21 protein-coding genes and 1 pseudogene are annotated in these 24393 nt (G+C 70.0%); 17 read left to right on the top strand and 5 right to left on the bottom strand.

The genetic code is table 11. The annotated features are described in order from the left end of the window. Positions 1-7 precede the first annotated feature (7 nt). From HC362_RS32315 to HC362_RS32295, 5 genes are all read left to right on the top strand, one after another. Positions 8-835 carry a class I SAM-dependent methyltransferase gene (locus HC362_RS32315; RefSeq protein ID WP_243088907.1) on the top strand — a complete coding sequence of 276 codons (828 nt, stop codon included), beginning with the start codon at positions 8-10 and terminating at the stop codon, positions 833-835. 87 nt (positions 836-922) lie between these two features. Further along, the gene (locus HC362_RS32310; RefSeq protein WP_243087899.1) at positions 923-2560 is read left to right on the top strand and encodes an ABC transporter substrate-binding protein; all 1638 of its coding nucleotides are present in this window, start codon (positions 923-925) and stop codon (positions 2558-2560) included. After that, positions 2557-3510 (top strand): ABC transporter permease, encoded by a 954-nt coding sequence (locus tag HC362_RS32305; RefSeq protein ID WP_243087898.1) that lies wholly within the window; start codon positions 2557-2559, stop codon positions 3508-3510. Before HC362_RS32310 ends, HC362_RS32305 begins: the two co-directional genes overlap by 4 nt. Then, positions 3507-4379: an ABC transporter permease subunit gene (locus HC362_RS32300; protein ID WP_243087897.1), complete on the top strand. Its 873-nt coding sequence runs from the start codon at positions 3507-3509 to the stop codon at positions 4377-4379. Before HC362_RS32305 ends, HC362_RS32300 begins: the two co-directional genes overlap by 4 nt. Next, on the top strand, positions 4376-5977 hold the full coding sequence (locus HC362_RS32295; RefSeq protein ID WP_243087896.1) for an ATP-binding cassette domain-containing protein: 1602 nt from the start codon (positions 4376-4378) through the stop codon (positions 5975-5977). Before HC362_RS32300 ends, HC362_RS32295 begins: the two co-directional genes overlap by 4 nt. A 99-nt stretch (positions 5978-6076) precedes the next feature. Here the strand turns inward: HC362_RS32295 and HC362_RS32290 are convergent. Further along, a pseudogene (locus tag HC362_RS32290) lies at positions 6077-6491 on the bottom strand (capsule biosynthesis protein CapD); the annotation flags it as partial. 182 nt (positions 6492-6673) lie between these two features. Here HC362_RS32290 and HC362_RS32285 point away from each other — a divergent pair. Next, the gene (locus tag HC362_RS32285) at positions 6674-7183 is read left to right on the top strand and encodes a DinB family protein (protein ID WP_243087895.1); all 510 of its coding nucleotides are present in this window, start codon (positions 6674-6676) and stop codon (positions 7181-7183) included. 69 nt (positions 7184-7252) lie between these two features. Next, on the top strand, positions 7253-7783 hold the full coding sequence (locus tag HC362_RS32280) for a GNAT family N-acetyltransferase (protein WP_243087894.1): 531 nt from the start codon (positions 7253-7255) through the stop codon (positions 7781-7783). Between the two features lie 31 nt (positions 7784-7814). On the opposite strand, the gene HC362_RS32275 is transcribed toward HC362_RS32280, so the two are convergent. Further along, entirely contained in the window at positions 7815-8969 is a 1155-nt protein-coding gene (locus HC362_RS32275; RefSeq protein WP_243087893.1) for an aromatic ring-hydroxylating dioxygenase subunit alpha, read from the bottom strand. 509 nt (positions 8970-9478) lie between these two features. On the opposite strand from HC362_RS32275, the gene HC362_RS32270 reads away from it, so the two are divergent. The 5 genes from HC362_RS32270 (at position 9479) to HC362_RS32250 (ending at position 15194) form a co-directional block, all read left to right on the top strand. Beyond that, positions 9479-9868 carry an ectoine synthase gene (locus tag HC362_RS32270; RefSeq protein WP_243087892.1) on the top strand — a complete coding sequence of 130 codons (390 nt, stop codon included), beginning with the start codon at positions 9479-9481 and terminating at the stop codon, positions 9866-9868. Further along, positions 9868-11451, top strand: a complete 1584-nt coding sequence (locus tag HC362_RS32265) for a class I adenylate-forming enzyme family protein (RefSeq protein WP_243087891.1) — start codon at positions 9868-9870, stop codon at positions 11449-11451. The genes HC362_RS32270 and HC362_RS32265 overlap by 1 nt, the downstream gene beginning before the upstream one ends. A 122-nt stretch (positions 11452-11573) precedes the next feature. After that, positions 11574-12548: a hypothetical protein gene (locus tag HC362_RS32260; protein WP_243087890.1), complete on the top strand. Its 975-nt coding sequence runs from the start codon at positions 11574-11576 to the stop codon at positions 12546-12548. After that, positions 12545-13855, top strand: coding sequence for an acyl-CoA dehydrogenase family protein (locus tag HC362_RS32255; protein ID WP_243087889.1), 1311 nt, complete (start codon positions 12545-12547; stop codon positions 13853-13855). Before HC362_RS32260 ends, HC362_RS32255 begins: the two co-directional genes overlap by 4 nt. A gap of 52 nt (positions 13856-13907) precedes the next feature. Beyond that, positions 13908-15194, top strand: coding sequence for an MFS transporter (locus tag HC362_RS32250; RefSeq protein WP_243087888.1), 1287 nt, complete (start codon positions 13908-13910; stop codon positions 15192-15194). A gap of 48 nt (positions 15195-15242) precedes the next feature. Here the strand turns inward: HC362_RS32250 and HC362_RS32245 are convergent, their stop codons facing one another. After that, on the bottom strand, positions 15243-15878 hold the full coding sequence (locus tag HC362_RS32245; protein ID WP_243087887.1) for a DUF6461 domain-containing protein: 636 nt from the start codon (positions 15876-15878) through the stop codon (positions 15243-15245). Positions 15879-16068: 190 nt separating this feature from the next. Here HC362_RS32245 and HC362_RS32240 point away from each other — a divergent pair, with 190 nt between their 5' ends. The 4 genes from HC362_RS32240 to HC362_RS32225 all read left to right on the top strand — a co-directional run bounded on the left by HC362_RS32240 (position 16069) and on the right by HC362_RS32225 (position 21215). After that, the gene (locus HC362_RS32240; protein ID WP_243087886.1) at positions 16069-16851 is read left to right on the top strand and encodes an RsmD family RNA methyltransferase; all 783 of its coding nucleotides are present in this window, start codon (positions 16069-16071) and stop codon (positions 16849-16851) included. A 145-nt stretch (positions 16852-16996) separates the two neighbouring features. Then, a complete protein-coding gene (locus HC362_RS32235; RefSeq protein ID WP_243087885.1) occupies positions 16997-17791 on the top strand; it encodes an alpha/beta hydrolase in 795 nt (264 codons plus the stop codon). 113 nt (positions 17792-17904) lie between these two features. Then, a complete protein-coding gene (locus HC362_RS32230; protein ID WP_243087884.1) occupies positions 17905-18735 on the top strand; it encodes a class I SAM-dependent methyltransferase in 831 nt (276 codons plus the stop codon). A gap of 188 nt (positions 18736-18923) precedes the next feature. After that, positions 18924-21215: an ABC transporter ATP-binding protein gene (locus tag HC362_RS32225; protein WP_243087883.1), complete on the top strand. Its 2292-nt coding sequence runs from the start codon at positions 18924-18926 to the stop codon at positions 21213-21215. A gap of 82 nt (positions 21216-21297) precedes the next feature. Here the strand turns inward: HC362_RS32225 and HC362_RS32220 are convergent, their stop codons facing one another. After that, on the bottom strand, positions 21298-22509 hold the full coding sequence (locus tag HC362_RS32220) for a methyltransferase (RefSeq protein ID WP_243087882.1): 1212 nt from the start codon (positions 22507-22509) through the stop codon (positions 21298-21300). Continuing rightward, the gene (locus HC362_RS32215; RefSeq protein ID WP_243087881.1) at positions 22496-23365 is read right to left on the bottom strand and encodes a class I SAM-dependent methyltransferase; all 870 of its coding nucleotides are present in this window, start codon (positions 23363-23365) and stop codon (positions 22496-22498) included. The genes HC362_RS32220 and HC362_RS32215 overlap by 14 nt, the downstream gene beginning before the upstream one ends. Before the next feature lie 497 nt (positions 23366-23862). On the opposite strand from HC362_RS32215, the gene HC362_RS32210 reads away from it, so the two are divergent. After that, a complete protein-coding gene (locus tag HC362_RS32210) occupies positions 23863-24381 on the top strand; it encodes a pyridoxamine 5'-phosphate oxidase family protein (RefSeq protein ID WP_243087880.1) in 519 nt (172 codons plus the stop codon). Positions 24382-24393: the final 12 nt, after the last annotated feature.

Genomic DNA, 24393 nt, shown 5'->3' with positions numbered 1-24393 from the left:
GGGGGACATGGACCCCACGACGGTCGGGACCGCGGCTGCGGGCGTGCGCAACCTGTGCAACCTGCTCACCGACAACCCCGAGCTGTACGAGGCGCGTTTCCCCGACCCGGAGCGGCTGGCCGGCCGCTGGGCAGAGGACCGCCTGCGTCGGCACGGCGCAGGCCCGCGCGTCCTGGACATGGGCTGCGGTACCGGCCGCGACGCCGCGTATCTGCACGGCACAGGCCGGTCAGTGACCGGCGCCGACCTCTCCGAGGCGATGCTCGCACACGCCCGCACGCACCACGCGGGACCCGCGTACGTCCGCGCCGACCTGCACAGCTTCGACCTGGGCCGGGGCGTCTTCGACGCCGTGGTGTGTCTGGACAGCGCCCTGCTGTACTGCCACACCAACGACCAGCTCGACGGCTTTCTGGCCTCCTGCCGTCACGCACTCGCCCAGGGCGGCGTGCTGGTCGCCGAGATGCGGAACGGCGCGTACTTCCTGGGCCGTACCGACCTGCTCGACGCCCCCACCCGCAACGCGTTCACCTGGCAGGGCACCGGCTACCGGTCCACCACCACCCTCACCGTGGACCGTACGGCGCAACTTCTGCGCCGTACACGCGTGTGGACCGCGGACGACGGGTCACCGCCGGTCGAGCAGCACTCCGCATGGCGGCTGCTCTTTCCTCAGGAGCTGCGCCACCTCATGGCCGCGCACGGCTTCGAGGTCCTCGAACTCCACGACGGGCCCGGCCCGCGCACCGAACCGCCCTGGCGGGAGGGCCTGCCCCCAGGGCGTACGGCCGACGCCGACCGGCTGCATGTCGTGGCCCGCCGCACCGCGCCCTGACGCCGGACACCCACCCCGTCCCGGTTCCCACCCCCGTCCCCGTCCCCGCGCCGCAAGGCGTGTCCAACCAACCATGAGGAAACCCGCATGCACGACGAATCCCCCCGGCCTCTCCCCGCTGCCGACCTTCCCTCCGCAGCCCCCTCCTCCGGCCCCGCCGCAGACCACTTCCCGGGTCTGCGCCGCCGTGGCTTCCTCGCCGTCACAGGCGCCGCCTCGCTCGGCGCCCTCGCCCTCACCGGGTGCGGTGGCGGCTCCCGCGACGAGGGCAGCGCAGGCGACGGGAAGCCGAAGAGAGGCGGGCGGCTGCGCGCCGCGTTCGCGGGCGGCGGCGCCAGCGAGACCCTCGACCCGCACCTGTCCAACCTCTTCGCCGACGTCGCCCGCGCCAAAGCGCTCTTCGACAAGCTCGCCGACTACGGCGCCGACCTTTCCGCACAACCCCGCCTCGCCGAGAAATGGGAGGCCAACAAGGCACTGGACCGCTGGCAGGTCACCCTGCGCGAGGCCACCTTCCACGACGGCAGGCCGGTCACCGCACAGGACGTGCTCTACAGCTACCGGCGGATCGCCGACCCGAAGAAGGCGTTCCGCGCCAAGGCATCCCTGGAACCCATCGACCTCGACGCCAGCCGCCCCACCGGGCGGCGGAGCATCGAGTTCGTCCTCAAACGGCCCACAGCCGAATTCCCCAACGTCCTGGCCGCGTTCGGCGCCTACATCGTGCCCGAGAACGCCACCGACTTCGACAAGAAGCCGATCGGCTCCGGCCCCTTCCGCTTCGTCTCCTTCGCCCCCGGACGCTCGGCCGTGTTCCGCCGCTACGAGGAGTACTGGGACGGCGCACCCCACCTCGACGAGCTCGAGTTCGTCGTCGCCAACGAGGAGTCGGCCCGCGTCAACGCACTCCTCGGCGGGCAGGTGGAGTACGCACACGAGCTCAACCCGACCACGGCCCGCGCCCACGAGGACAAGGGGCAGATCGAGATCGTGCGCCTGCGCAACAGCGCCATGCAGGCCTTCTGCATGAAGACCGACCGGGCGCCCTTCGACGACAAGAGGGTGCGAGAGGCGTTCTTCCTCATCGCCGACCGCAAGGAACTCGTCCGCGGCGCGCTGTCCGGCGCCGGGGAGATCGGCAACGACCTGTTCGGCAAGGGTTACGAGTACTACGCCGACAGCCTCCCCCAGCGCGAGCAGGACCTCGACCGCGCCCGCGCGCTGCTCAAGAAGGCCGGCGCCGAGAAACTGAAGGTCACCCTCGACACCTCGGCGGTCGCCGCCGGGTTCACCGAGGCCGCCAGCATCTTCCGCGACCAGACGAAGAAGGCGGGCGTCACTCTCGACGTCAAGATGGGCAGCAAGGACTCGTACTGGAACGACATCCTCGACAGCGGCACCCTCTGCTGCTACCGCTCCGGCGCCATGCCCATCGAGGCGCACATCTCCCAGCGCCTGCTCACCGACTCCACCACCAACGCCACCAAGTGGAAGCACAAGGATTTCGACGCGCTCTACCAGCAAGTGCAGTCGACCCGTGACAAGAAGGAGCGCGCCGCCGTGTACGAGCGCATGCAGCGCCGCCTGTACACCGAAGGCGGCTTCCTGGTCTGGGGCTTCGCCGACTGGATTCTCGGCACGGCACGCAAGGTGAAGGGCGTCGAGCGCAAGGCACCCGCCAACACGCTCGACTGGGCACGCTTCGACAAGGTGTGGCTCGCGTGACCGCACTGCGCTCCTTCGTCGCCCGGCGGCTGCTCCTCGGCGTCGTGCAGACCGTGGCCGTCGTGCTGCTGGTCTTCGCGCTCACCGAGGCGCTGCCGGGCGACGCCGCGGTCGCCCTGGCCGGTGACGACCCCGACCCGGCCCGGATCGCCGCCATCCGCGAGGCGATGCACCTGGACCGGCCGGCGTGGGAGCGGCTGGGCGACTGGGCGGTGGGGCTCCTGCACGGCGACTTCGGCACCTCCCTGGCCTCCGGCCGCCCGGTCAGCCAGTACATCGCCGACGGCTTCGGCCCCACCCTGCTGCTGGCCGCGCTCACCGTGGCGCTGCTCGTCCCGGTCGGCTTCGGACTCGGGGTGCTGGCCGCCCGCCACGAAGGGCGCCTCATCGACCGGCTGATCAGCTCCGTGACGCTCGCCGTCTACGCGGTGCCCGAGTTCGCCCTCGGAGTGCTGCTGGTGACCGTCTTCGCGCTCCAACTGGGCTGGCTGCCGCCGACCGCGGTCGGCTTCGGCACCGACCTGCTCGGCCACCCCGCCGCGCTGGTGCTGCCCGTGCTCGTCCTGCTCTCCCGCCCGGTGTGCTCGCTGGCCCGCCTGATGCGCGCCGGCATGATCGACGCGCTCGCCTCGCCGTACGTGTCACAGGCCCGCCGCTACGGCGTCACCGGCGCCCGCATCCGCTACACCCACGCGCTGCCCAACGCCCTCGCCCCCGCCGCCCAGCAGCTCGCCCGCACCGTCGACTGGCTGCTGTCCGGCGTCGTCGTCGTGGAGGCCCTGTACGTGATCCCCGGACTCGGCACCGTCCTGCTCAACGCCGTCGCCGAACGCGACGTGCCGGTGGTGCAGGGCCTCGCCGTGGTGTTCGGCGTCCTGACCGTCGCACTCAACCTCGGCGCCGACCTGGTCGCCCACCGCCTCGCGCCACGGGCCGGGGTGGCAGCGTGAAGAATCCGCGCACGGGCCGCTTCGCATTCGGCCTCGCCGTCATCGCCGTACCCCTCGCGCTCGCCCTGCTCGGCCCGGCTTTCGCGGGTGACCCGGGCCCGCGGGCCGCGTCCTTCGCCCTGGGCGAGGGCCACTGGCTCGGAACAGACTTCGTCGGCCGCGACGTATGGCGGCAGGTGCTCCACGGTGGCCGTCCGGTGGTGCTGACCGCTCTCGCCGCGACCGCGCTCGCCTATCTCGTCGCGCTCCCGGTAGGACTGGCCAGCGCGCTCACCCACCGCCGGTGGCTGGAAGAGCTGCTGATGCGGCCCCTGGACGTCCTGCTCGCCTTCCCTTCCCTGCTGCTGATCCTGCTGGCGGCCACGGTCTTCTCCCCCGGCGTCGCCGGACTCGCGCTGCTGGTCGCCCTGGTCAACGTGCCCGACGCGGCGCGCCTCGTACGCGCGGCCGCCGCCGAGGCTGCCGCCCGCCCCGCGGTCGAGGCGCTGCGCATGCAGGGCGAGACATGGTGGCGCACGGCCGTCGGCTACGTCGGCCGCTCCATACTGCGCACCCTGGCCGCCGACGCCGGCACCCGCCTGACCGGCGTGCTCTACCTGGTCGCCACAGCCGCGTTCCTCGGCGTCGGGGTCGCCCCGGACGCCGCCGACTGGGCGGTCATGGTCGACCGCAACCGCACCGGCCTGTTCGTCCAGCCGTGGGCGGTTGTCGTCCCATCACTGCTGATCGTGGCCTTGACGATGGGCACCAATCTCCTCTTCGACGCCGCGCTGGCCGGGGACCGCCGCCGCGGACGGCCCCGGGGCACGAAGCGCCCGGAGACGACCGAGACCCTCCGCAGCCGGGCAGGGAGTGAAGCGCGCCCATGAACCACGAGAACGCCACCGGATCCGCACGTACCGGCGGCACCGCCGACGAGCCCGTGGCCGAGGTCCGCGGTCTGCGGGTCGAGGCCGACGGCAGTACGATCGTCGACGGAGTGAGCCTGAAGGCCGTACCCGGCAGGGTCACGGCGCTGGTCGGCGCCTCCGGCAGCGGCAAGACCACCACCGGCCTGGCCCTGCTCGGTGAGTACCCGCCCGGCGCCCGGGTCACCGGCGACGTTCGCCTGGCGGCCGACGGCCTGGTGGGCTACATCCCCCAGCACCCAGCGGCCGTCCTGAACCCTGCCCGCCGCATCTCCGCGCTCCTGACCGACATCGCGCGGGCCCAGGTGGGCCACCTGCCCCGCAGCCGACGCCGCTCAGCGATCCGCAGCCGCGTCCTGCAGGCGCTGGCCGACGCTCAACTCCCCGCAGCAGATGACCTGTCGCGGCGCTACCCGCACCAGCTCTCCGGCGGCCAGCAGCAGCGCGTCGTCCTCGCCCAGGCTCTGCTGCTCGGCGCCCGCGTCATCGTCGCCGACGAACCCACCACCGGCCAGGACCGGCTGACCAAGAGCCGCGTCGTCGACCAACTGGCAGCCGTCGCGGCACGCGGCATCGCCCTCGTCCTGCTCAGCCACGACCTCGACGTCGTACGGGCCCTCGCCGACGACGTGGTCGTGATGCGGCAGGGCCGGGTCGTGGAGTCGGGCCCGGCAGAGCGCCTGTGGCTCGCGCCCCAGCACGCATGGACACAGGAACTGCTCGCCGACCGCCCCCGGTTCACCGAGCCGGAGACCTCAACCGGCACCCCAGGCGGCCGTCCCGTTCTCCGGATACGCGACCTCGCCGCCCACCACCGCGACGGGGCACGTGGCACGACCACGGTGCTGCGCACCCCCGAACTCGATCTGCACCCGGGCGAGTGCCTGGCCGTCGTCGGGCGCTCCGGCAGCGGCAAGACCACTCTCGCCCGCTGCATCGCCGGGCTCCATCGCGATCACGACGGAGAGATCCTCCTCGACGACGACGCCCTGCCACGCAGTCTGCGCGACCGCAGCCGCACACAACTGGCCGCCGTGCAGTACGTCTTCCAGGACGCGCGCGCCGCTTTCGACGAGCACCGCCCCGTGCTCCACCAGGTCGCCCGTACCGCGATCCGCCTGCGCGGCACCGACGCCGACGCAGCCAGGCAGGAGGCCCTGACCACCCTGGCTCGCCTCGGTCTACCGGCGGGCCTGGCCGGCAGAAGCGCCGGGCGGCTTTCCGGCGGCGAACTCCAGCGTGCCGCGCTCGCCCGCGCGCTGCTCGCTCACCCCCGCGTGCTCGTCTGCGACGAGATCACCTCCGGCCTCGACACGATCAGCCACCGCGGCATCCTCGACATCCTCACCACCCTGCTCCACGACCGCGACGACCTGTCACTGATCCTGATCACCCACGACCTGGACACCGCGGCCCTGGCTCACCGCATCGCCGTCCTCGACGCCGGAGAAGTCGTCGAACAGGGCCCGGCCCAGCGCCTCCTCACGGAACCGACCCACCCGTTCACCGCCTCCCTCGTACGGCCCACGGCACACCTGGAGGCCGGAACGAGCAGCTGACCCCGCCAGGCTCGAGCGAGCGCAGCCCGCCCGCCACTGGCCGGTAGCACGCCCGTACAACAGGGGGCGCCGGGCGAGTCAGCGGAAGGCGGTGGCATTCTCCCGGCTGATGTCCACGAAGGGCACTGCCCGCCGCAGGGCAGCCGCGATGGCCTCCACCTGGTGCTGGGGCGTCACCCGCTCCGGGCCGGTCAGCTCACACGTCCGCCCCTGGTGGCCGGGCTCGGTCAGCGCCACCCGCGCCACCGACGCGATGTCCGCTGGGTGGATCGTGGGCAGTTCGATGTCCGCATACGGCACGCGGACCGTTTGGTGGCTCGCGGATCGACGCCGCCCACCACAGGGCGCTCGAGGCGAACTGCGTCGGCCGCAGGATCGTCCAGGCCATACCGCTGTCCTTGAGCAGCCGCTCGAACAGCCATGTTCTCCCCGACGGGAGGAAGAACGAGCGCACCCCGTCCAGCGCGGGCTTCAGCGAAGCGATGTCGGCGAAGTCACCCGGCTCCGCACGCATGCAGCTCCTTCAGCAGAGCACTCCGCACGAGCCCGCCGAGTCCGCCTCGTCAGCGGACCGTTTGGTCGAGCACTTTCCCGCCCCAGGCGTTGCCGTCATTTCGGCTGCTGCACGCGCGTCACTTGGCCCTGCTGGAACGGATACTGGCCTCCAACACAGGCGAGGACCGAGGAGTGCGACCAGTGACCAGCGTCAATCGCATAGGGCCGCCCAAATTTGGCACGGAACGCGATATGCTCCGGGCCTTTCTCGAGTATCACCGTGCCACCCTCGCCATGAAATGCGAAGGGCTTGGCGACGAGGGGCTTCGGCAGCAGTCCGTGCCGCCATCGACGCTTTCGTTGCTCGGTCTGGTGAGGCACATGGCGGAGGTGGAGCGTGCTTGGTTCCGTCGGGTGTTCGAGGACAATGACGCGCCCATGGTCTGGTCCGACGAGATCGATTTCCAGGCGGCGTACGACGCGAGCGCGTCGACCAGGGAGGAGGCGTTCGCGGCCTGGGAGGCCGAGGTGGAGAACTCGCGGCGCATCGAGCGGGAGGCCGAGTCCCTGGACCGGGCCGGGTACCAGCCACGATGGGGTGAGGAGGTGTCACTGCGGATGGTGATGGTGCACGTACTCCTGGAGTACGGCCGCCACAACGGGCACGCGGACTTTCTGCGTGAGGCGGTCGACGGGACTGTTGGCGCCTGACACCCCGGCCGTGGACCGCCGGCGGAAACTCGGATGGCCTCGGTGCCCCGTCCGGGTAAAGTCCGGGCAGTGCCCGAGCTGAAGCAGCTGGATGCTGGTCATGCCCCGGCGGTCCTGGCCTTCGAGCTGGCGAACCGCGCCTACTTCGCTGCCTCGGTCCCGGACCGCGGCGACGACTTCTTCGACCAGTTCACCGACCGGTTCAGCGCCTTGCTGGCCGAGCAGGAAGCCGGCATCTGCGCATTCCACGTACTCGTCACCGAGGATGGCTCGGTGCTGGGCCGGTTCAATCTGTACGACCTCGAGGACGGTACTGCCGTACTCGGCTACCGGGTGGCGCAGCACATCGCCGGCCGCGGCGTGGCGACCGCGACCGTTCGGAAGCTGTGCCACCTGGCGGCAGTGCGATACGGGCTCAGCACACTGCGGGCGGCTACCGCTCACGCCAACGTCGCGTCCCAGAAGGTGCTGATCAAGGCGGGGTTCGTCGCGGTCGGTCCGGCCGATCCAGCCGAACTCGGCGGCAAGCCGGGCACTTGGTACCGGCGCGATCTGGTGCGCGACGATGGCACTGGCGACAGCCGGGGCCTGAACCGTTGAGAAGGCCGGCGACAGCAGCGGGGCGCGCTGCTCATGCCCCCATGGCGGAGCCGCACCCGGCTGCTCCACTGCGGGGGAGCAGTGGGACGCCGTTCGCGCGCAGGACCTCGCGGACGTCCAGGATCAGAGGGAAGACCTCGTGGTTGCGGTCCTCGCCCTGCTCATCCCACGCCCGCTGCTCGGCCTCGACGGCCATCCGGTCCTCGGCGAACACCCGCTCGGTGAAGCGCCTGATGAGCGGCCAGGCCAGGTGAAGAGCGCCGGGTACCCGGGGCTTGGCGATCATGAGGAGGCCGTAGGCGTGACAGGTGCGCTGCTCGGCGTCTTCGGGCACGTATGCCGCCCACAGGCGGAAGGCCGGGCGTTCGGCATGCTGCGGAACGAGGTCGAGCGTCTGGTACGGGTAGTCCGTGCGGATGGTCAAGACGTCGGCGGAACCTCTGCGGCCGGTGCCCTCGGTGGCCAGCAGCTCGGCGCCACGGTTCCGCTTTCCGCCGACGTGCTCGAACAGGTAGCGGGCCTCCACCGACCGCGCTTGCGTCCGGGAATCCAGCAACTGGGGGCGGAGCTTCCCGACCACGCCTCGGTGGAGGAACTGGTGGTTCATGTCCAGCAGGTTCTCGTGCATGAACGAGTAGTGGCAGCGCACCGTCCGGGAGAAGGTCATGGTCTTGTACGCCGCTGAGCCGAACGCCGGCAGCTCGGGCAACGCGGTGAGAGCCGCCTTCTCCGGGTCCCCCGGAAAGACGAACACCAGCCCGTATGCCTCACGGACGGGGTAGCCGCGCACGCCGCGCGGTGGCCGGCCGTCCCCCTTCGACAGATACGGGATCTGTGAGATGCGACCGTCGCCGCGATAGGCCCAGGCGTGATAGCAGCAGCGGAGTGTCTCGCCTTCCACGACGCCCATGCTCAGCGGCACCTGCCGGTGGGCGCAGCGGTCCTCCAGCGCGTGGACGGCGCCGCTCTCCGCGCGGTAGAGCGCGATGCGCTCTCCGGCGAACGCGGTTGCGACCGCCTGGCCCGTACGTACCTTCCGGGACAGCGCGACGGGGTACCAGAAGTCCGGATTGGCGCCGACACGTCTCAGGTCGAGGAGGCCGGATTCCGGACTGAGGCCGGATTCCGGACTGTGGTGTACCGGCTGCCGACCACTGCCGGCCCGCTCGGAATCGGTCTCGGTCATACCTCTCCCTTGCACCGGGGGTCCCGCTCTGCGGTCACGGGGCACGGCAGGCGCCAACAATCCATTGGTGCGACCGAGGGCCCGCTGTCTGCCATCCTCGCGGGCTCCCGCTTCCCTGTCGTCCCGGCACGCCCAGAGGGGTGAGCCGCACGGCTGTCCGGGCCGGACGCCCACGCGGCCAGCGGTATCCGGTATCCGCAAATCGCGCATACGCACCCTAGAACACGTGTGCACAATGAAGGTGCTGCGTCGAATCGACCGCCGCTTCGGCAAAGCCCCCCTGCAATCCGGCGGGGCCACGGGCGAGGGGACGGCCTTGCCCGTCAAACGCGTGATGGGGTAACGTCCCCTGAAATTGTTCCACGCATCGGCATCGATCAGGTGCCGATGCGGGCGGCTTTCGCAGTTGCGTGAACTTCCCCGTCGGTGGCCCGTCTTCCCCGGGATTTCCGACTCTGCAATTCGGCACCACTCCCCCATGCTGGCGACCACCACACTGGAGTGCACCGATGTTGATCCGATCGCTGAGTGAATTAGCCGGGTCGAAGTACGAGGTCGAGTGGGGAAACGGCACGAGCCTGCGTCTTCTCACCGCTGTGGACGACATGGGATTCACCGTGTGCCACACCGTGGTACGCGCAGGCACTTTTTCCCACCTGGAATACCGCTCACATCTCGAAGCCTGCTACTGCCTCTCCGGCACCGGAGAAATCGAAGAGGCGGCCTCCGGCGCTGTCCACCGCATCGCCCCCGGAGTCCTGTACGCGCTCGACAAACACGACCGGCACTGCCTGCGCGCTGACCCGGGCAGCGACCTGACGCTGCTGAGTGTGTTCAACCCTCCGTTGCAGGGAACCGAACGCCATTCACTGAACCTCGTCGAAGCATCGTCCTACTGATGCCGCGCGGACCCGCCTCCGCCCCCCGTACGCCGCTGCACGCGCTGTTCACCCGGCACGCCGTGGCGCGGCCCCGGCGAGCCGCACTGACGATCGACGGAGTGCACACCTCCTACGGGCAGTTGAACGCGCTGGCCGAGGAGTACGCGGACACGCTGCCGCTCGTCGGCGCGCGGCCCGGCGACCGCGTCGTGGTGTACGCCGAGATCTCGGTGGACCTCGTGGCGGCGGTCCTCGGCCTCCTCAAGGCGGGGTGCTGCGTCGCCACCACGCACCAGACGTTCGGGCGGAACAAGTTGGTGCACCAGATCCGCGAGGCCGACGCCGCCGTTCTGGTCACGGACCGGGCCGAGGATCTGGGCGACCTGTTCGGCGACACTGATCTGAACGCCGTGATCCCCCTGGGCGGAGGGACGGTGCTGCGCCGTACGCGCCCCGTGGTGCGCGACAGAGGGGGCGCGGGCATCCCCGTCGAGGGCCCGCTGGGGGCCCTGTTCTACACCTCCGGGTCCAGCGCCGACCCCAAGGGGGTGGCGATCAGCCACGCCAACATGTCCGCCGCCTTCACCGCCGTCACCCGATATCTCGCGAGCTCGGCCGACGACGTGGTGCTGAGCTTCTCTTCGATCGGCTCGGACTTCGGCTTCTACAACATCATGATGCCGCTGGCCTTCGGCGGCCGGGCGGTGCTCCACCGGCGCCTCCCGGACGGGCCGGAGCAGATCGTCGAGACCATCGATCGCGAGGGCGTCACTGCCGTGCACGCCTTCCCCTCGATGCTGACACGGCTGTGCGCACACGAGGACCTCGGCGGGTACGCGATCCCCTCCGTCCGCTATCTGTGCAGCACCGGTCAGCGGCTCCCGCCCGAGCACATCGCCGCGTTGCGCGGTGCTTTCCCGGCGCTGCGCATCCATTCGATGTACGGCCTCACCGAGTGCAAGCGGGTCTGCGGCCTGCCGCCGGAGGAGATCGACCGCCGCCCCGGGTCGGTCGGCAAGCCGATCCCCGGGGTACGGGCGACGCTCGTCGACGACGCGGGCGAACCGGTGACGGAACCGGACACCGTCGGCGAACTCGCGGTCTCCGGGGACCTGGTGATGCAGGGCTACTGGCGCAGGCCCGAGCTGACCGCCCGGGTGCTGCACACCGACCCCGCCGACGGCCGGACGTTCCTCACCGGCGATCTGTTCACGCGCGACCGGGACGGCTACCTGTACTGGGTGCGCCGCAAGGACGACGGTTTCAGCCGGACGCTCTTCCAGGTGGACCCGCACGAGATCGAAGCGCTGCTGCGCGGACGTCCGGACGTGGTCGACGCCGCCGTGGTGCCGGTGCCGGACGAGCGGTCGGGCAACGTACCGGCGGCCTGTGTCGTGCTGCGCGAGCGGTCCGCTGTCAGCGCCGAGGAGTTGCGGGACTTCTGCGCCGAGCGGCTGGACTGGCACATGGTGCCGGTCAGGGTCGCGCTCTACAAGGAGCTGCCGAGGACCGCTTCAGGGAAGACCGACCGCCTCGCGCTCTCCCGCGCGATGGCCCGCAACGACAGCTCAGGGCAAGCGCGGAAGGAGACAGGACGATGACAGCGGAGGGAACCACGGCACCGGACAGCACATCGCACCGTGCCGGCGAGTTACCGTACGATGCCGACAAGTTACCGGGCACTGCCGACGAGTTACCGTGCGGTGCGGGGTCTCGGGAGTACGTGGCGGCCTCGTCCATGATCGGGCTCGCGGACCGGTTCGACGACATCGCCACGGGCCGGGACCAGGTGCCTCGGGTGCCGGTCCGCTCCACGATCCGGAACGCGACCCGCGACCGGCGGCTCCTCGACTACCAGGACGCGATGGTCGAGCGCTCCGGACCCCTCTTCCAGCACTTCCTGGCGAGCGTGCCGGGGGTGCTCGAGGAGATGTCGCGCGTCGGTGTCGCCCTGTCCCGGCTGGCCGAACGCAGGTCGGCGGCGGAGCCGAGGGACTTCACCTTCTACGAGGCCGATGCGTTCGACGGCACCAACGGGCGGACCCTGGCTTCCTTCTCGCGAGGGCGGATCAAGACGCTGACCAGCTCACCGAACAAGGCAAACGAGCCCTGGTTCCACCACTACGCCGACCCGGCGCTGTCGCGCTACTTCCCCGAGTCGCTGTTCCGGCTGACCAGCCGCACCCTGTACGAGCGGGACGAGTACGCGCCGTTCCGGGGCGGCGTCGACTTCCTCTACGAGACGGCCGCCTTCCAGTTCTACGGCAAGGAACGCGCGGCCCAGATCGAGCACGTCGCCGACGTGCTGCGGCCGGACGGGCTCGCGTTCTTCCTGGAGAAGCTCAACCACCCCGACCCGCAGGAGTACCGGCGTCGGGAGTCGGTGAAGGACGAGGTGCACAAGGCGGCGTACTTCACCCCGGCGGAGATCGAGCGCAAACGTCGGCAGATGCTGCTGCGGATGACCGACGGGCAGGTCGAGTTCGACGACCTGGTGGGCGCGCTGGGTGGCCGGTTCAACCACGTCCATGTGATCTGGCACGCCACCAACTTCTACGAGTTCGTGGCCTCGGACGACGCCGCGACGCTCGCGGAGTTCCTCGAACTGGCCGGGGACCCTCTCATTCCGGAGGAGTTCCGCTTCGAGGACGCCGCCGCGCGCCGGGTGGGCGGTCGCGAGCGGGAGGGGACCGTATGAGGGGCGAGGGTGCGCCACCGGCCGACACGGACGGCGACGTCTGTGCCCGGGTCGAGGCACTCGCGGACTCCTGGCGGGGGCGGGCAGCGCGCGCCGAGCACGAGCGCACTCTGCCGAGAGAGACCGTCGACGAGTTGCTCGACACCGGGTTGCTGAGTCTTGCCGCGCCCGCGCGCCACGGTGGTCCGGGCAGCGGCTGGCCGACCCTGGCCGAGGCGGCCCGGCGGGCGGCCCGGGCCTGCGCGTCCACCGGGTGGACCATCGGCGTCGTCGGCGGGCACGCCGCGCTGGCCGGGCGGCTGTCACCGGAGGCGTCCGAGCTGCTGTTCGCCAAAGGCGTGCGGCAGGTCTTCTCGACGGCCTCGGCCCCGGCCGACGGGCGGATCACCCGAGTCCCCGGCGGCTTCGAGGTGGCGGGGCGGTGGCGGTTCTGCTCCGCAGTCGACCATGCGACCTGGGTCGTCCTGAACGGCTGGTGCCAGTCGCCGAGCACGCCGGAACGCGTCCTCGTCCCCCTCCGCGCCGACCAGGTGCGGGTGGAGGACGGATGGCACGTCTCCGGGATGTCCGCGACGGGCTCCAAGAACATCCGGGTGGACAGCGTCTTCGTCGCGGAGGCCCTGGTCACGCCCGTCGACGCGTGCTTCGGCGAGCGCTGGCCGAACGCGTCCGGGCCCACGTCAGGAGCCGGACCGGGAACCGGGTCCGGGACCGGGTCCGGGTCCGGGGCCGGAGCGGAGTTTGGAGCCGCCGACTACCTCGGTGGCGTCCCCTTTCTGCACTACATGAACAGCTTGGTCATCGGACCGCTGATGGGCTGCGCCGAAGGCGCGTTCGACCACTATGCCGCCTCGCTCAGCGCCCGTGACGGGGGCCGGTCACGGGCGCTGGACGATCCGCTGGTGCAGGACGCGCTGACGGAGAGCGCGGCGGAACTGGCCTGCGCGCGTCATCTGTACGACTCCGTGTGCGCCACGCTGCACTCGGCGGGAGTCGGCCGACGGGCCCTGACAGCCCGGGAGGGCGCCGTGATCAGCAGGGACCGCGCGTATCTGGCGCGGCTGTGTGTCCGGGCAGTGCAGCGGCTGGTCCAGCTGGCGGGAACCGCCGCGCACCACGACGCGAGCGCCCTCGCGCGCCACTGGCGGGACCTGCAGATGATGGCTGCGCACCGGGACGTGAGCTGGGCGCTGAACTTCCCCGCATACGCGGCCCTGACCATCGAGTCCGGGGGCGCCGCGACGGTGGACTCGGGTGCGCCGGGGCGCGACAGCGCGGTCCCGGCAGTCGCGGAGGCGCACCGCTGATGACCGCGTGAGGCGCCCTCCCAAGCACGTGCCCGCGAGCAGGACCGAGCGCGTGCCCGAGTGCGGGACCCCGGACGTGCCCAAGGGCAGGGCCCCGACACCGGTCGCCGGTGGCTTCTCCCGTGGGGACGTGCGGCTGCTGGCCGGGGGCTTCCTGCTCTTCTTCCTCTCGTCCTTCGGCCAGACCTTCTTCATCTCGCTCTTCTCCGACGACATCCGCACGGAATACGGACTCTCACACGGCACGTTCGGCGGCCTGTACACAGCGGCCACGCTGGTGGGTGCCTTCACCCTGGTCCGGGCCGGTCATCTCGTCGACCATCGCCCCGCGCGGGCGGTCGTCCGCGTCACCGTGCCGCCGCTCGCCCTGGGCGCGGTCGCGATGGCCGTGTCGCCGCATGTAGCGGTGCTGTTCACGGCTCTGGTGCTGCTCCGTTTCTTCGGGCAGGGCATGATGACGCACGCCTCGTTCACCCTGATGGGGCGCTGGTTCACCCGTGAGCGCGGGCGGGCCGTGTCGGTGGCGACGCTGGGGCTGAACACGGGCGAGGCTCTGCTCCCGCTGCTGGCTGTCGCGGTGGCTGCCGGGGTCGGCTGGCGGTCCGCGTGGTGGGGGGCCGCAGCGGTGCTGGCCGTTGCCGGTTTCCTGCTCCCGCTGCTGTTCGCGCGGGAGCGCAGGCCGAGCGGTGGGACGGAGGGTGCGGCGGTCACCGCGACTACCGCCCCCACCTGGACCCGTGCCGAAGCACTTCGTGATCCGTACTTCTATCTGCTGATGCCGGCCGTCGCGGCGCCTGCGCTGATCGGCAACACGGTCTTCTTCCACCTGGAGTACCTGGTGGAGCTGCGGCACTGGTCGCCGGAGGCGAGCGGGTCGGCGTTCGCGGTGTACGCCGTGGCCACCGTGGTGTGCAACCTGGTCGGCGGTCACATGCTCGACCGGCTGACCGCGCTGGGCATGATGCCGTACTTCCTGCTGCCGCTCGGCTGCGGACTGCTCGTGCTGAGTACGGCGGACGGCCAGTGGAGCGTCTTCGCCTTCATGGCGCTCTACGGCGTCACCAACGGCTTGTCGCTCAGCCTGTTCGGGGCGACCTGGCCGGAGGTGTACGGCGTCGGGCACCTCGGTGCAATTCGCGCGGTCGTGGTGGCGGTCGTGGTCTGCGCGGCGGCGGTGGGCCCAGGGATGAGCGGTCTGCTGATCGACGGCGGCGTCAGCTATCCGGGGCAGATCGCGGCCATGGGCGTCCACTGCCTGGCCGCGTCGGCGCTCATGCTCCGGGTGACGCGACGGCTGCGCACCCGCCGCCGCACACCGCGCACGCCTCTCCCACAGTGAGCAATCCCGGCTGCCCCGGCCCCGACATGGCTCTGTCCGAGCACGGCGTCAGCTGAAAGCGGCTGACGGAAGCTCTGCCTCCGTCTCCTCCCAGGGCAGGAAGATGCCGAGCTCACTCTCCAGGAACCGCAGGAACGCGACATCGTCCGGCTCGTCACCGTTGTGCGCGAAGCCGAGCGCCGCCTGGGCCGGAGCACCGTTCGTGAAGTCCGGCAGGCCCGGTTCGAAGTACGTCACCATTTCGCCGCGACACGCATAACCGATGCCGCTGAAGCCCTTTTCGTTGCTGTGCACACAGAACGCCCGTCCCCGCTCGGACAGCGCCGCGAGGTACCTCGCCGTCCGGCAGTAGAACCCGTCCAGCCCGTACGCCCAGCCCGCCACGGAACCCGCTCGCACGATGGTCTCCGGCGGGGCGGGCAGAAAGCCGGCGTCTGTCAGCTGGGCAACCGCCGCTTCGTCTTCCCAGTCCAGGAAGTCGAGGTCGCTGAGATGATCCTCCTCGTCCCTCAGCAGCAGCTGGGACGCGGCTGAGCCGGTGAGCGGGACGATGTGGTGCTCCTCAGCGCCGACGCGGCGCAGCAGTTCGTAGGGCGAGAGTCCCTCGCAGAGCGCGAACGTGTAGCCGGTGTCGTAGGCATCGGCTATCCAGCGCAGACCGTTGTCCCTGGACCCCTCGGTCATCCAGCCGTCTCCCCTCCCCCGCCGTAGCGGCCTTCCCGCCCCAGCTCGCAGTCCGACCAACGACCTATATCCAACCACCGGGCTGCCCTGCGCCGCTGCGCACGCGAGTCAGCCTCGTATGAGTGATTTCTCGTCCTGCTTTCCGGGGCAGGGTGAGTGTGCCCGGTCTCCAAGGAGAAGGAGTTTCACCGTGGTACAAGCCGAACCGGAAACCGCGGCCTGTATGGCGCTGCGTGACGAGTTGCTGGGCCCCTTGCGGAAGCAGACACTGTCGACAGAGAAGTTGTGCGAGGTCGGCCGGCTTTTCTGCGGCGCCCCGGAGCGGATGTCCCTTTACGGCGTGGCAGCGCCCCACATGGAAGCCGGCGGTGTACGGGTGCGAGGACGCACGGCCGTTGAGTGCACCATCGACGAATACGCCGGCGAAGCCGCAGATGCTGTGGCCTTGTACGCCGGAAACCTACGTGAGGGGTCGGAGAGCGATCCGTTGGTCGTCGACCTCTTCTGCGGCTCGGGGAATCTTGGCCATCACCTCGGTCGGCGGCTGGGACGCCGTGTGCACGCCTCGGAGTTGGACCCACAGGTCTACGAGACAGCGCGGGACAACCTGTCCCGCGTGGGTTCCGGAGTGGAGGTCGAGCACACCGACTATCGCCATCTCATTGCGCGGCTCGGGGCTCGGACGGAGAACGACGTGTACGTGGTGGAGCCTCCGTGGGGAGACGCGGTCGGGGCCGTAGGGCTCGATCTGACGCGTACGACTCCCCCTGTGGCTGACATCCTGGCGGACATCCTGCGTGCCCGGGCCGGGAAATCGTGTGTGGTCGTCACCAAGACCACGACCGAGACCGTGTGCGATTCGCTGCGCAATGCCTTCCGAGGGGCTGCGCACCTGTGCTCTTTCGCGCCGAGCGCACCTGGCGCAGGCGTCGAATTCCATATCTTTCGACTGGGGGCGACCGACCAGCCGTGATCAGCTGAAATGGCTGACGGCATGTCAGGCCACGCGCTGCATCGTCCGGCTCGGCGGGGGCGCCGAGGAGGGGAGCCGTGGTGGTGCGCGCAGCTTCGGTAGCTACTCTCGTCTCTCCATCGATCCCGACCGAGGAGAGCAGACCATGCGCAGCGTCGCCGTAACGCCCAAGGGCGATCGAATCCGCTGGGTCGAACTGCCCGGGGTGCCCGGACAGGAGCCGCCGCGCGTCTACGTGCACGGCTTGGGCGCTACATCGCCCGCCTACTTCACGGAAGTCGCGGTCCATCCTCTGCTGGCCGGCCGCCGGTCACTGTTGGTCGACTTGTTGGGTCACGGCATCAGCGACCGGCCGACGGATTTCGACTACACCCTGGAATCACATGCCGACGCACTCGCTACTGCTCTGACCAGCGCGGGTGTCAGCGGTGCCGAGCTGATCGCGCACAGCATGGGCGGCTCGGTGGCCATCGTCCTGGCCGCCCGTCACCCTTCCCTGGTCTCCCGGTTGGTCTTGGTCGACGCCAACCTCGACCCGATCCCGCCCATGACCGCCTCGGCGAGCAGCAGCGGCATCGCCTCGTACTCCGAGCAGGAGTTCGTGGCGGGCGGCTGGGAAGAGGTCCGCGACCGTGTCGGTGCGCACTGGTGGTCCACGATGCGCCTGGCCGGCCGGGAAGCCCTGCATCGCAGCGCGGTCCATCTCACCCGCGGAACCGTCCCCACCATGCGCGAGCTCTTGCTCGATTTGAAGATACCCCGCACGTACCTGCTGCCCGAGGCCGATGGCCCCCTTCCGGGCGCCGACGCTCTCACCGAGGCGGGTGTGTCCGTCGTCGCGATCCCGGATTGCGGACACAACATCATGCTGGACAACCCGGAAGCCTTCGTGAGCGCCATCGCGGTGGCCCTCACGGACCGGGAGCAGCATGAGAACTGATCTCATTCGGTGATGGCCTGCGGCGGTCCCAGAGCTTCGCGGCGAATGGTTCGTCATATCAGCATGCGATGTTAAGTTTTTGTGATTCATTGCCTCGCTGCGCGGAGCGCTCCATGATGTTGCAGGTGGAAGACTCGCATATCATCGCCCTGAACCGCAGCTATTGGGACGCCGTGAGCTGGGCGCACACGGACGGCGAGAACAGTTACTACGACACGTCGGCGCTGCTTGCCGGTGAAGACACTCTCTTTCCGCACCAGAACGCCGCGATGGGTGATGTCGAGGGGCTGGATGTTCTCGACGTTCAGTGCCACATCGGCTTCAACTGTATTTCCCTCGCCCGGCGGGGAGCACGGGTGACGGGCGTCGACATCTCCCCCACGGCCTTGAACACAGGGCGCACGCTGGCCGAACAATGCGATGTGCCGGTCACGTTCGTCGAGGCCGACAGCAGCAGCCTTCCCGATTCACTGTACGGACGTTTCGACCTCGCCCACGCGCACCTGGGGGTGATCTACTGGGCGCCCGACCCCGGGATGTGGATGCGGTCGGTGGCCGCATGCCTGCGTCCAGGGGGAAGGCTGGTGCTGTTCGAGTACCACCCCGTGATCTCCATGCTCGAATCCCTGGATCCCCCAGCAGCCGCGTGGTCGTATGACGACTCCGGCCCGCATTTCCTCACCCGGCACGGAACTTACGCGGCTGCCGACGCGCAGCTGAGCTCTGCGCAGATGGTCACGTATCACCACACCCTGGGAACCGTGCTCACGGCGGCCGTTGACGCCGGGCTGCTGGTGCGCTCGGTCACGGAACACACAGAAATTGAGGCGCCCAGAACGGGGACGGTGGCCGTCAAAGAGCCGGACGGAAAGCTCCGGGCTCGGTTGGGTGCCCACCCTCTGCCCGTGATGTACACCTTGATCGCGGACCGCCCGGGCGACTGACACGCGGGATTCCCTCCTTCTGAGCGGTTTGCAGCCGCAGTACATAGTGGAGGCTCCCGGCTTCTTGGTGGACTGGCCGCATGTCGATGCTGACAAGTCCTCCGACGGGCACCCACCCATCGGCCCCGCTGGCTGCGGCACCGGTCCGGGCGCGCTCCGTCATTCCCGGACGTCAACGCTGGGAAGTCGTGGCGATCCGGGGACGGCCCAACCTCGCCCGGCTGCTGGCCCACACTCTCCAGGCGGCTCCCGAAGTGGACCGTGCCGAGGCCAACCCGGTCACCGGACGGGTGTTGCTCCGTCACGACCGGGCGCTGGCACCACGCGAAGCCGCCGACCTGCTGCGCCGGACCACGGGTGAGGTGCTGAGCCGGGCCGACCTCCCGCACCAGCCCTCCCGACGGCAGCGCGCGAGTGCCCGCGGTAGCCGCGTAAAGCGCTCCGCCGGCAAGCGCTCCACCGGCACCGGTCCCCCAGCACGCGCAGGGCAGCGGAGAGCGGCCGGTCGGCGCGGAACCGCCGCGGTGCTTCTCGGCGGTGGGGCAGCCGCTGTAACCCTGGGGTGCGGCAAGGCATGTCTGAAGTTCCTGGCCAACCCTTGGGTGAGCCTGGGCATCGCCGCCGCGGCGACAGCGGGCATCGTCAGGCGGGCTCTGCGAAGCTCCGAGCGCGCGGCGGGATCCACCGGCTCCGCCGCACGCGGTCCCTTTGTGACGCGTCTCGCCCGCCGTCACCGGAGCGGATTCGCTCTTGCGACAGCGCTGTCGGGGCTCGCGCAAATCACCGAGATGGCGCTGTACTCGCTCATGGCGTACGGGGTCAGCGTGCTCCTGCTGGGCGGCAGTCCCCTCCTCGCGGGCATGGGGCTGACCGGCGTGGGCACGCAGATGTCGTTCGTGGCGGGAGCCACCGCCGCGATGGCCGCCGTCTCCGCGGGGCTGTCATTCGCTGCCGAAACCCGCTGGGACCGGCTCGGACAGGCGGTCGAGCACGAGTGGCGGACCACCACGTATGAGCATGTGCTGCGGCTGACGACGACGGACATGGAAGGTGAGCGGGCGAGCCACACCCTGCAGGTACTGACGGAGGACATCAGCCAGGTGGGGAGCTTCGTCGGGACCTCGCTGCACGAAGTGGCGCAGCTTGTCACGAGCTTCGCGGTGCTCGTACCGGCGTTCCTGCTGCTCGCCCCGCAGCTCGCCTGGGTCGTCTTCGCTCCGGTACCGGTGGTCGCCTGGCTGTCGTACCGCTTCCAGGAACGCACCGCCATGGCCCATGCGGAGTCCGCGGAAGTGCGCTCGCGGCTCCAGGGCAGGATGGCCGGCAGTCTGCAAGCGCACCCGACCATCAAGGCGTTCTGCACCGAGGAGTACGAGGGGAAGCTGGCGACCGGGCTGAGTCAGGAGTACGGGGCGGCCAACCACCGTGCCGCACGCAGGTCGGCACGTCACGCGCAGCTCGTGCGGATGTCCGCTCTGTCGGCCATCCCTGCCACCTTGCTGCTGGGCAGCAAGGCCGTGCTGCGGAACCAGCTGGACGTGCGGCGCCTCACTCCGCTCGTGGACATGCCGGTGACAGCCCTCTTCCGGCTGAACCGGCTGGGCGCCATGACCAACGGCTACCAGCGTTCGCTGGCCGCCTTCGACCGGCTGCAGCGGCTGAACGAGCTGCCCGTGGAGTCCCAGGACAGCAGCACGCCGCTGAGCACGGAGGACCTTCAGGGTGGCTTCGAGCTGAAGCGGGTGACGTTCTCCTACCCCGGACGCCCGCCCGCGCTCAGCGGCCTGTCGCTGCGGATCGCCCCGGGCAAGGTCACAGGCATCGTCGGAACGACCGGAGCGGGCAAGACGACCATCGCCAGACTCCTGATGCGGTTCGTGGACCCGGCCGATGGACAGGTCCTGCTCGACGGAGTCGACATCCGAGAGATGCCCCTGCGCCAGTTGCGTGGTGCGATCGGCTACGTCTCCCAGGAGCCGTTTCTCTTCGACGGCACGATCGCCGACAACATCCGTTACGGCAGCTTCGGCGCCGACGACAGGAGTGTGGCGCGAGCGGCGGAAGCTGCCGGTGCGGACGCGTTCGTGAGGGCGCTGCCCGACGGCTACGAAACCAAGGTGGGGGAAGGCGGCGCCGCGTTGTCCGGCGGCCAGAAGCAGCGCCTCGCCCTGGCTCGTACGATCCTCGGCGATCCCCCCGTCGTGATCCTCGACGAGGCCACCTCCGCCGTGGACAACGAGACCGAGGCCACCATCCAGCGCAGCCTCAAGAGCTTCGCGCACAAGCGGACCCTCGTCGTCATCGCCCACCGGCTCTCCACTGTCCGCAACGCGGACAGGATCTACGTCATGGAGCGCGGTGGCACAGTGACCGAGCGAGGAACGCACACGGCTCTCGTGCGGCGCGGCGGCCGTTATGCCGCCCTGTGGCGCTTGCAGACCGGCGAAGCGGAAGCACCGAGCGGGCGGGGCGCGGGCTGAGGCTCACGTCGTGGCGTTGCGCGGCGAAGGGGCTCCAGGTGCGGTTCGGTTCCCGGAGCCCCTTCGTACGCGCCGTACGTGCTCAGCAGGGGCCGGAGGGCGGCGTCCCGGCAGTGGGCCGGGCCACCAGTAGCGACCAGGCGGCCGGTTCGGCTGCTGCGTCGGCCCCGTGGCCAGGCGGCTCCTGCCCGGGGGCAAGATCGCGCTGCTCCACCATCGTGAAGCCGGCCTCCTGGAAGAGCCGCCGCCACTGGGCGGCATCACGGCAGAGTCCGCCGTAGACGGCCAGCATGTCGATGTCGAGGATCTTCGCGGGGTCCCAGCCGTCGCCGGAGGCGACAACGTGGTCGAGAACGACAAGGCGGGCCTTCCGCTTGCCGATGGCCTGCCGCACTCGGCGCAGCACGTCAGCGGCCGCCTCGTCGGAGAAGGTGTGCAGGACCGCTCGCAGCAGGTAGAGGTCACAATCCTGGGGCATGGCCGGGGGCGTGGGCATGGTGCTCGGATGCGCGGGTCCGAGTGGATCGACAGCCACCGTCTCCAGGCGAGGAGACGTCTCCAAACCCTGCGGTGTGCCGGTCGTGCCGAGCGCGGTCGCGGACCGGGCGGCGGAATCGACGAGCACCCCGGTCGCCTCCGGACGGCGGCACAGCAGCTCGCGGAGGAACTGCCCGTCACCTCCGGCGAGGTCCGCGATGCGGTCGAAGCCACCGAGTTCTTGGTGTGACGCCAGGCACTGTGCTGCCGCATCGCGGGAGAGCGCCGTGGTCACCTCCTCGTACAGCGCACGTGCCGTCGACACCTCCTCAGGTACGCGCTCGTTGGGTGGCGCACTGAAAGGAATGCCGTATTCCTGGGCAAAGGCCCGCCCTCCCTCCCGTACGCCGGTCGTCAGGCGGGAGAGGGCACGTGCCAGGGGGGCGGAGGTGTCGAGCAGGACCACTGGGCGCAGGCTGTCCGACCGGTCACTGCGCAGCAGTTCGGCTGCCGGAGTGAGGGAGAACCGTCCGGGCGCCGACTCGGCGAACACCCCGGCCAGGGCTGTGCAGCGGAGCACGCGCTGCAGTGAGGGAGCGTGAGAGCCCGTTTCCTGTGCCAGGGCTTCGACGTCTCGCTCGCCGTCGGCCAGCAGAGTGGCGATGTCGAGCCGGGTGACGACGTGGAGGGCGGCGGCGAGCCGTTGCCCGTTGGCGAAGAGCAGCAGTTGGTCGGCCGGGGTGGCGTGCTGCGTCAGGAACCGGACGACGGGTGGTGCCGCAGCGGGCGGAGGTGGGCCCGGCTCATGCGGGGGCATCGATCCTCCGGAGGGACAGGAAGGCGACGGACAGCGTGCCGGCCCGGAAGGCCTCACGCTCGAAGTGGATCAGTTTGAGGTTTCCGTCCACCAGGTCCTTGCCCCAGCGCGCCCGGGCGCTCTCCTGTTGGCTGTGGATGCGGTCGATCCAGGCGTCGTAGGTGCGGAGGTAGTCGTCCCGGTGCGTCCGGATGCTCAATGGTTCCCACAGCCCGTCCGCAGCGTGCAGGAGGTCTGCCAGGTGCGGCGGCAGGCCCGCCAGTTGCATGTCGGCCATCAGGTGTTCGTACTCGCCCTCGGACCGGCGGGTGGAGCTGGGGATCACCGTGGCCTCGATCGCGAACCTGGCGCCCGGACGGGTCCATGTGTGCACTCGTTGAAGAAGGTCCCGGTACCGGCCGACGTGTCTGCCTGCCGCGAAGTCCTCGGCGCTCGCCAGGTGTTCGATCATCTCGACGCAGATCGCGGCGTCGAACGGCTCGGTCGGCACATAGTCCTGGTACTCGGTGTTGCGCACGCATACGGTCGGCAGGTCCTGCCCGAGTGACTCTTGGCACTGCAGCGCTGAGGAGTTGAGCCCGACGGCCATGGAGACCTGGCGTTCCCGGGCCAGGTAGTCGAGCATTCCGCCGAAGCCCGAGCCGATGTCGACGACCCGGTGCCCCGGGCACACACCGGCGAGGCCGGCGAACGTGCGCAGCTTCCGGTGCTGTGCCGTCTCGAGGTCGGGCGCCGGGTCCTTCTCAGGGCCCCAGAGCCCACAGCTCATCGTGATACGGGAATCCATCCAGCCGGCGAAGAATTCGGCTCCCGCTTCTTCGTAGAGGGACGCGGACGGATTGTCGACGACGCTCACACGGTCTCCCGACTCTCGTTGTTCGGTATCCGCTTTCTCCAGCGGAACCAGCAGCACCAGCAGCAGTCGAGGCCGGGCTCCGGCGAATATCAGGCCAATGCGGCACTGCGAGTGACCAGCCTTCCAGGCTTTACGCACATACCGGTGGACAGTGGCTTTCGCACGGAAGAGGCCGCACGTGGGCAGGACGGTGTTCGGAGAAAGCAGGGGCCCGGCGACTCACGTTGGCTACCCGACCGATTCGCGGTTCAACTGACGCCGCGTACTCTTCACCGGATCGTATGACGGTGCACCGGCCGGTGTGTCACCGAGTTGGCGGGTGGGCAGCATTGCCATCGGCGCAATTCCCGGCCATCCGGGCCGGTTCGGCGCTCTCCATTTTCCGATTTCTCTCCGGTTCTCCGGACCGAGCCGATCTGCGCGGAGCCGGTGTTGCGCCGCGCCCGTCAGTCGGCCTGTGTCTCGTCCACGGACTCGAACACCACAGGGAGTTTTGCATGTCTACCGTCATGGACGCGAAGCAGCGGGAGGTTTTCCTCGCCGATGTGCACGTCGGCGTGCTCAGCGTGGCTTCCGCGTCAGGGGCACCCAAGGCCCCACTGACGGTCCCCGTCTGGTACCGGTACGAACCGGGTGGTGACGTCGTCTGCGTCATGGGGCGCGATTCAAGAAAGGCGCGGCTCATCGAAATTGCCGGGGAGTTCTCTTTGTGTGCGCAGGAAGAGGTCGAACCGTACCGGTACGTGAGTGTGCAAGGCCCGGCCACCGTCGTCCACGACGGCGGGGACATGGCTGAGCACCGTGCGTTGGCCCACCGCTACCTGGAGCCGGATGCCGCGGAGCACTACCTGAGCGGTGCGGACTTCGACCTGTCGGCAACGGTGACGGTCCGGATGCGGCCGAGTCGTTGGTACTCCGCCGACTTCTCCCGCATGCCCCCGGTCGGCGGTTCCGATCACGAGACAGCCCCGCCGAGCCCGCAGCACGTCCGCAGCCCTGAATCCGTTGACCGATGATCCACCCAGGTG

This window comes from Streptomyces sp. 891-h (assembly GCF_022760275.1).
GTDB classification, from domain to species: Bacteria; Actinomycetota; Actinomycetes; order Streptomycetales; family Streptomycetaceae; genus Streptomyces; species Streptomyces spirodelae.
The sequence above is the reverse complement of the archived record's forward strand: the minus strand, read 5'-3'. Positions and strand labels throughout refer to the sequence as shown.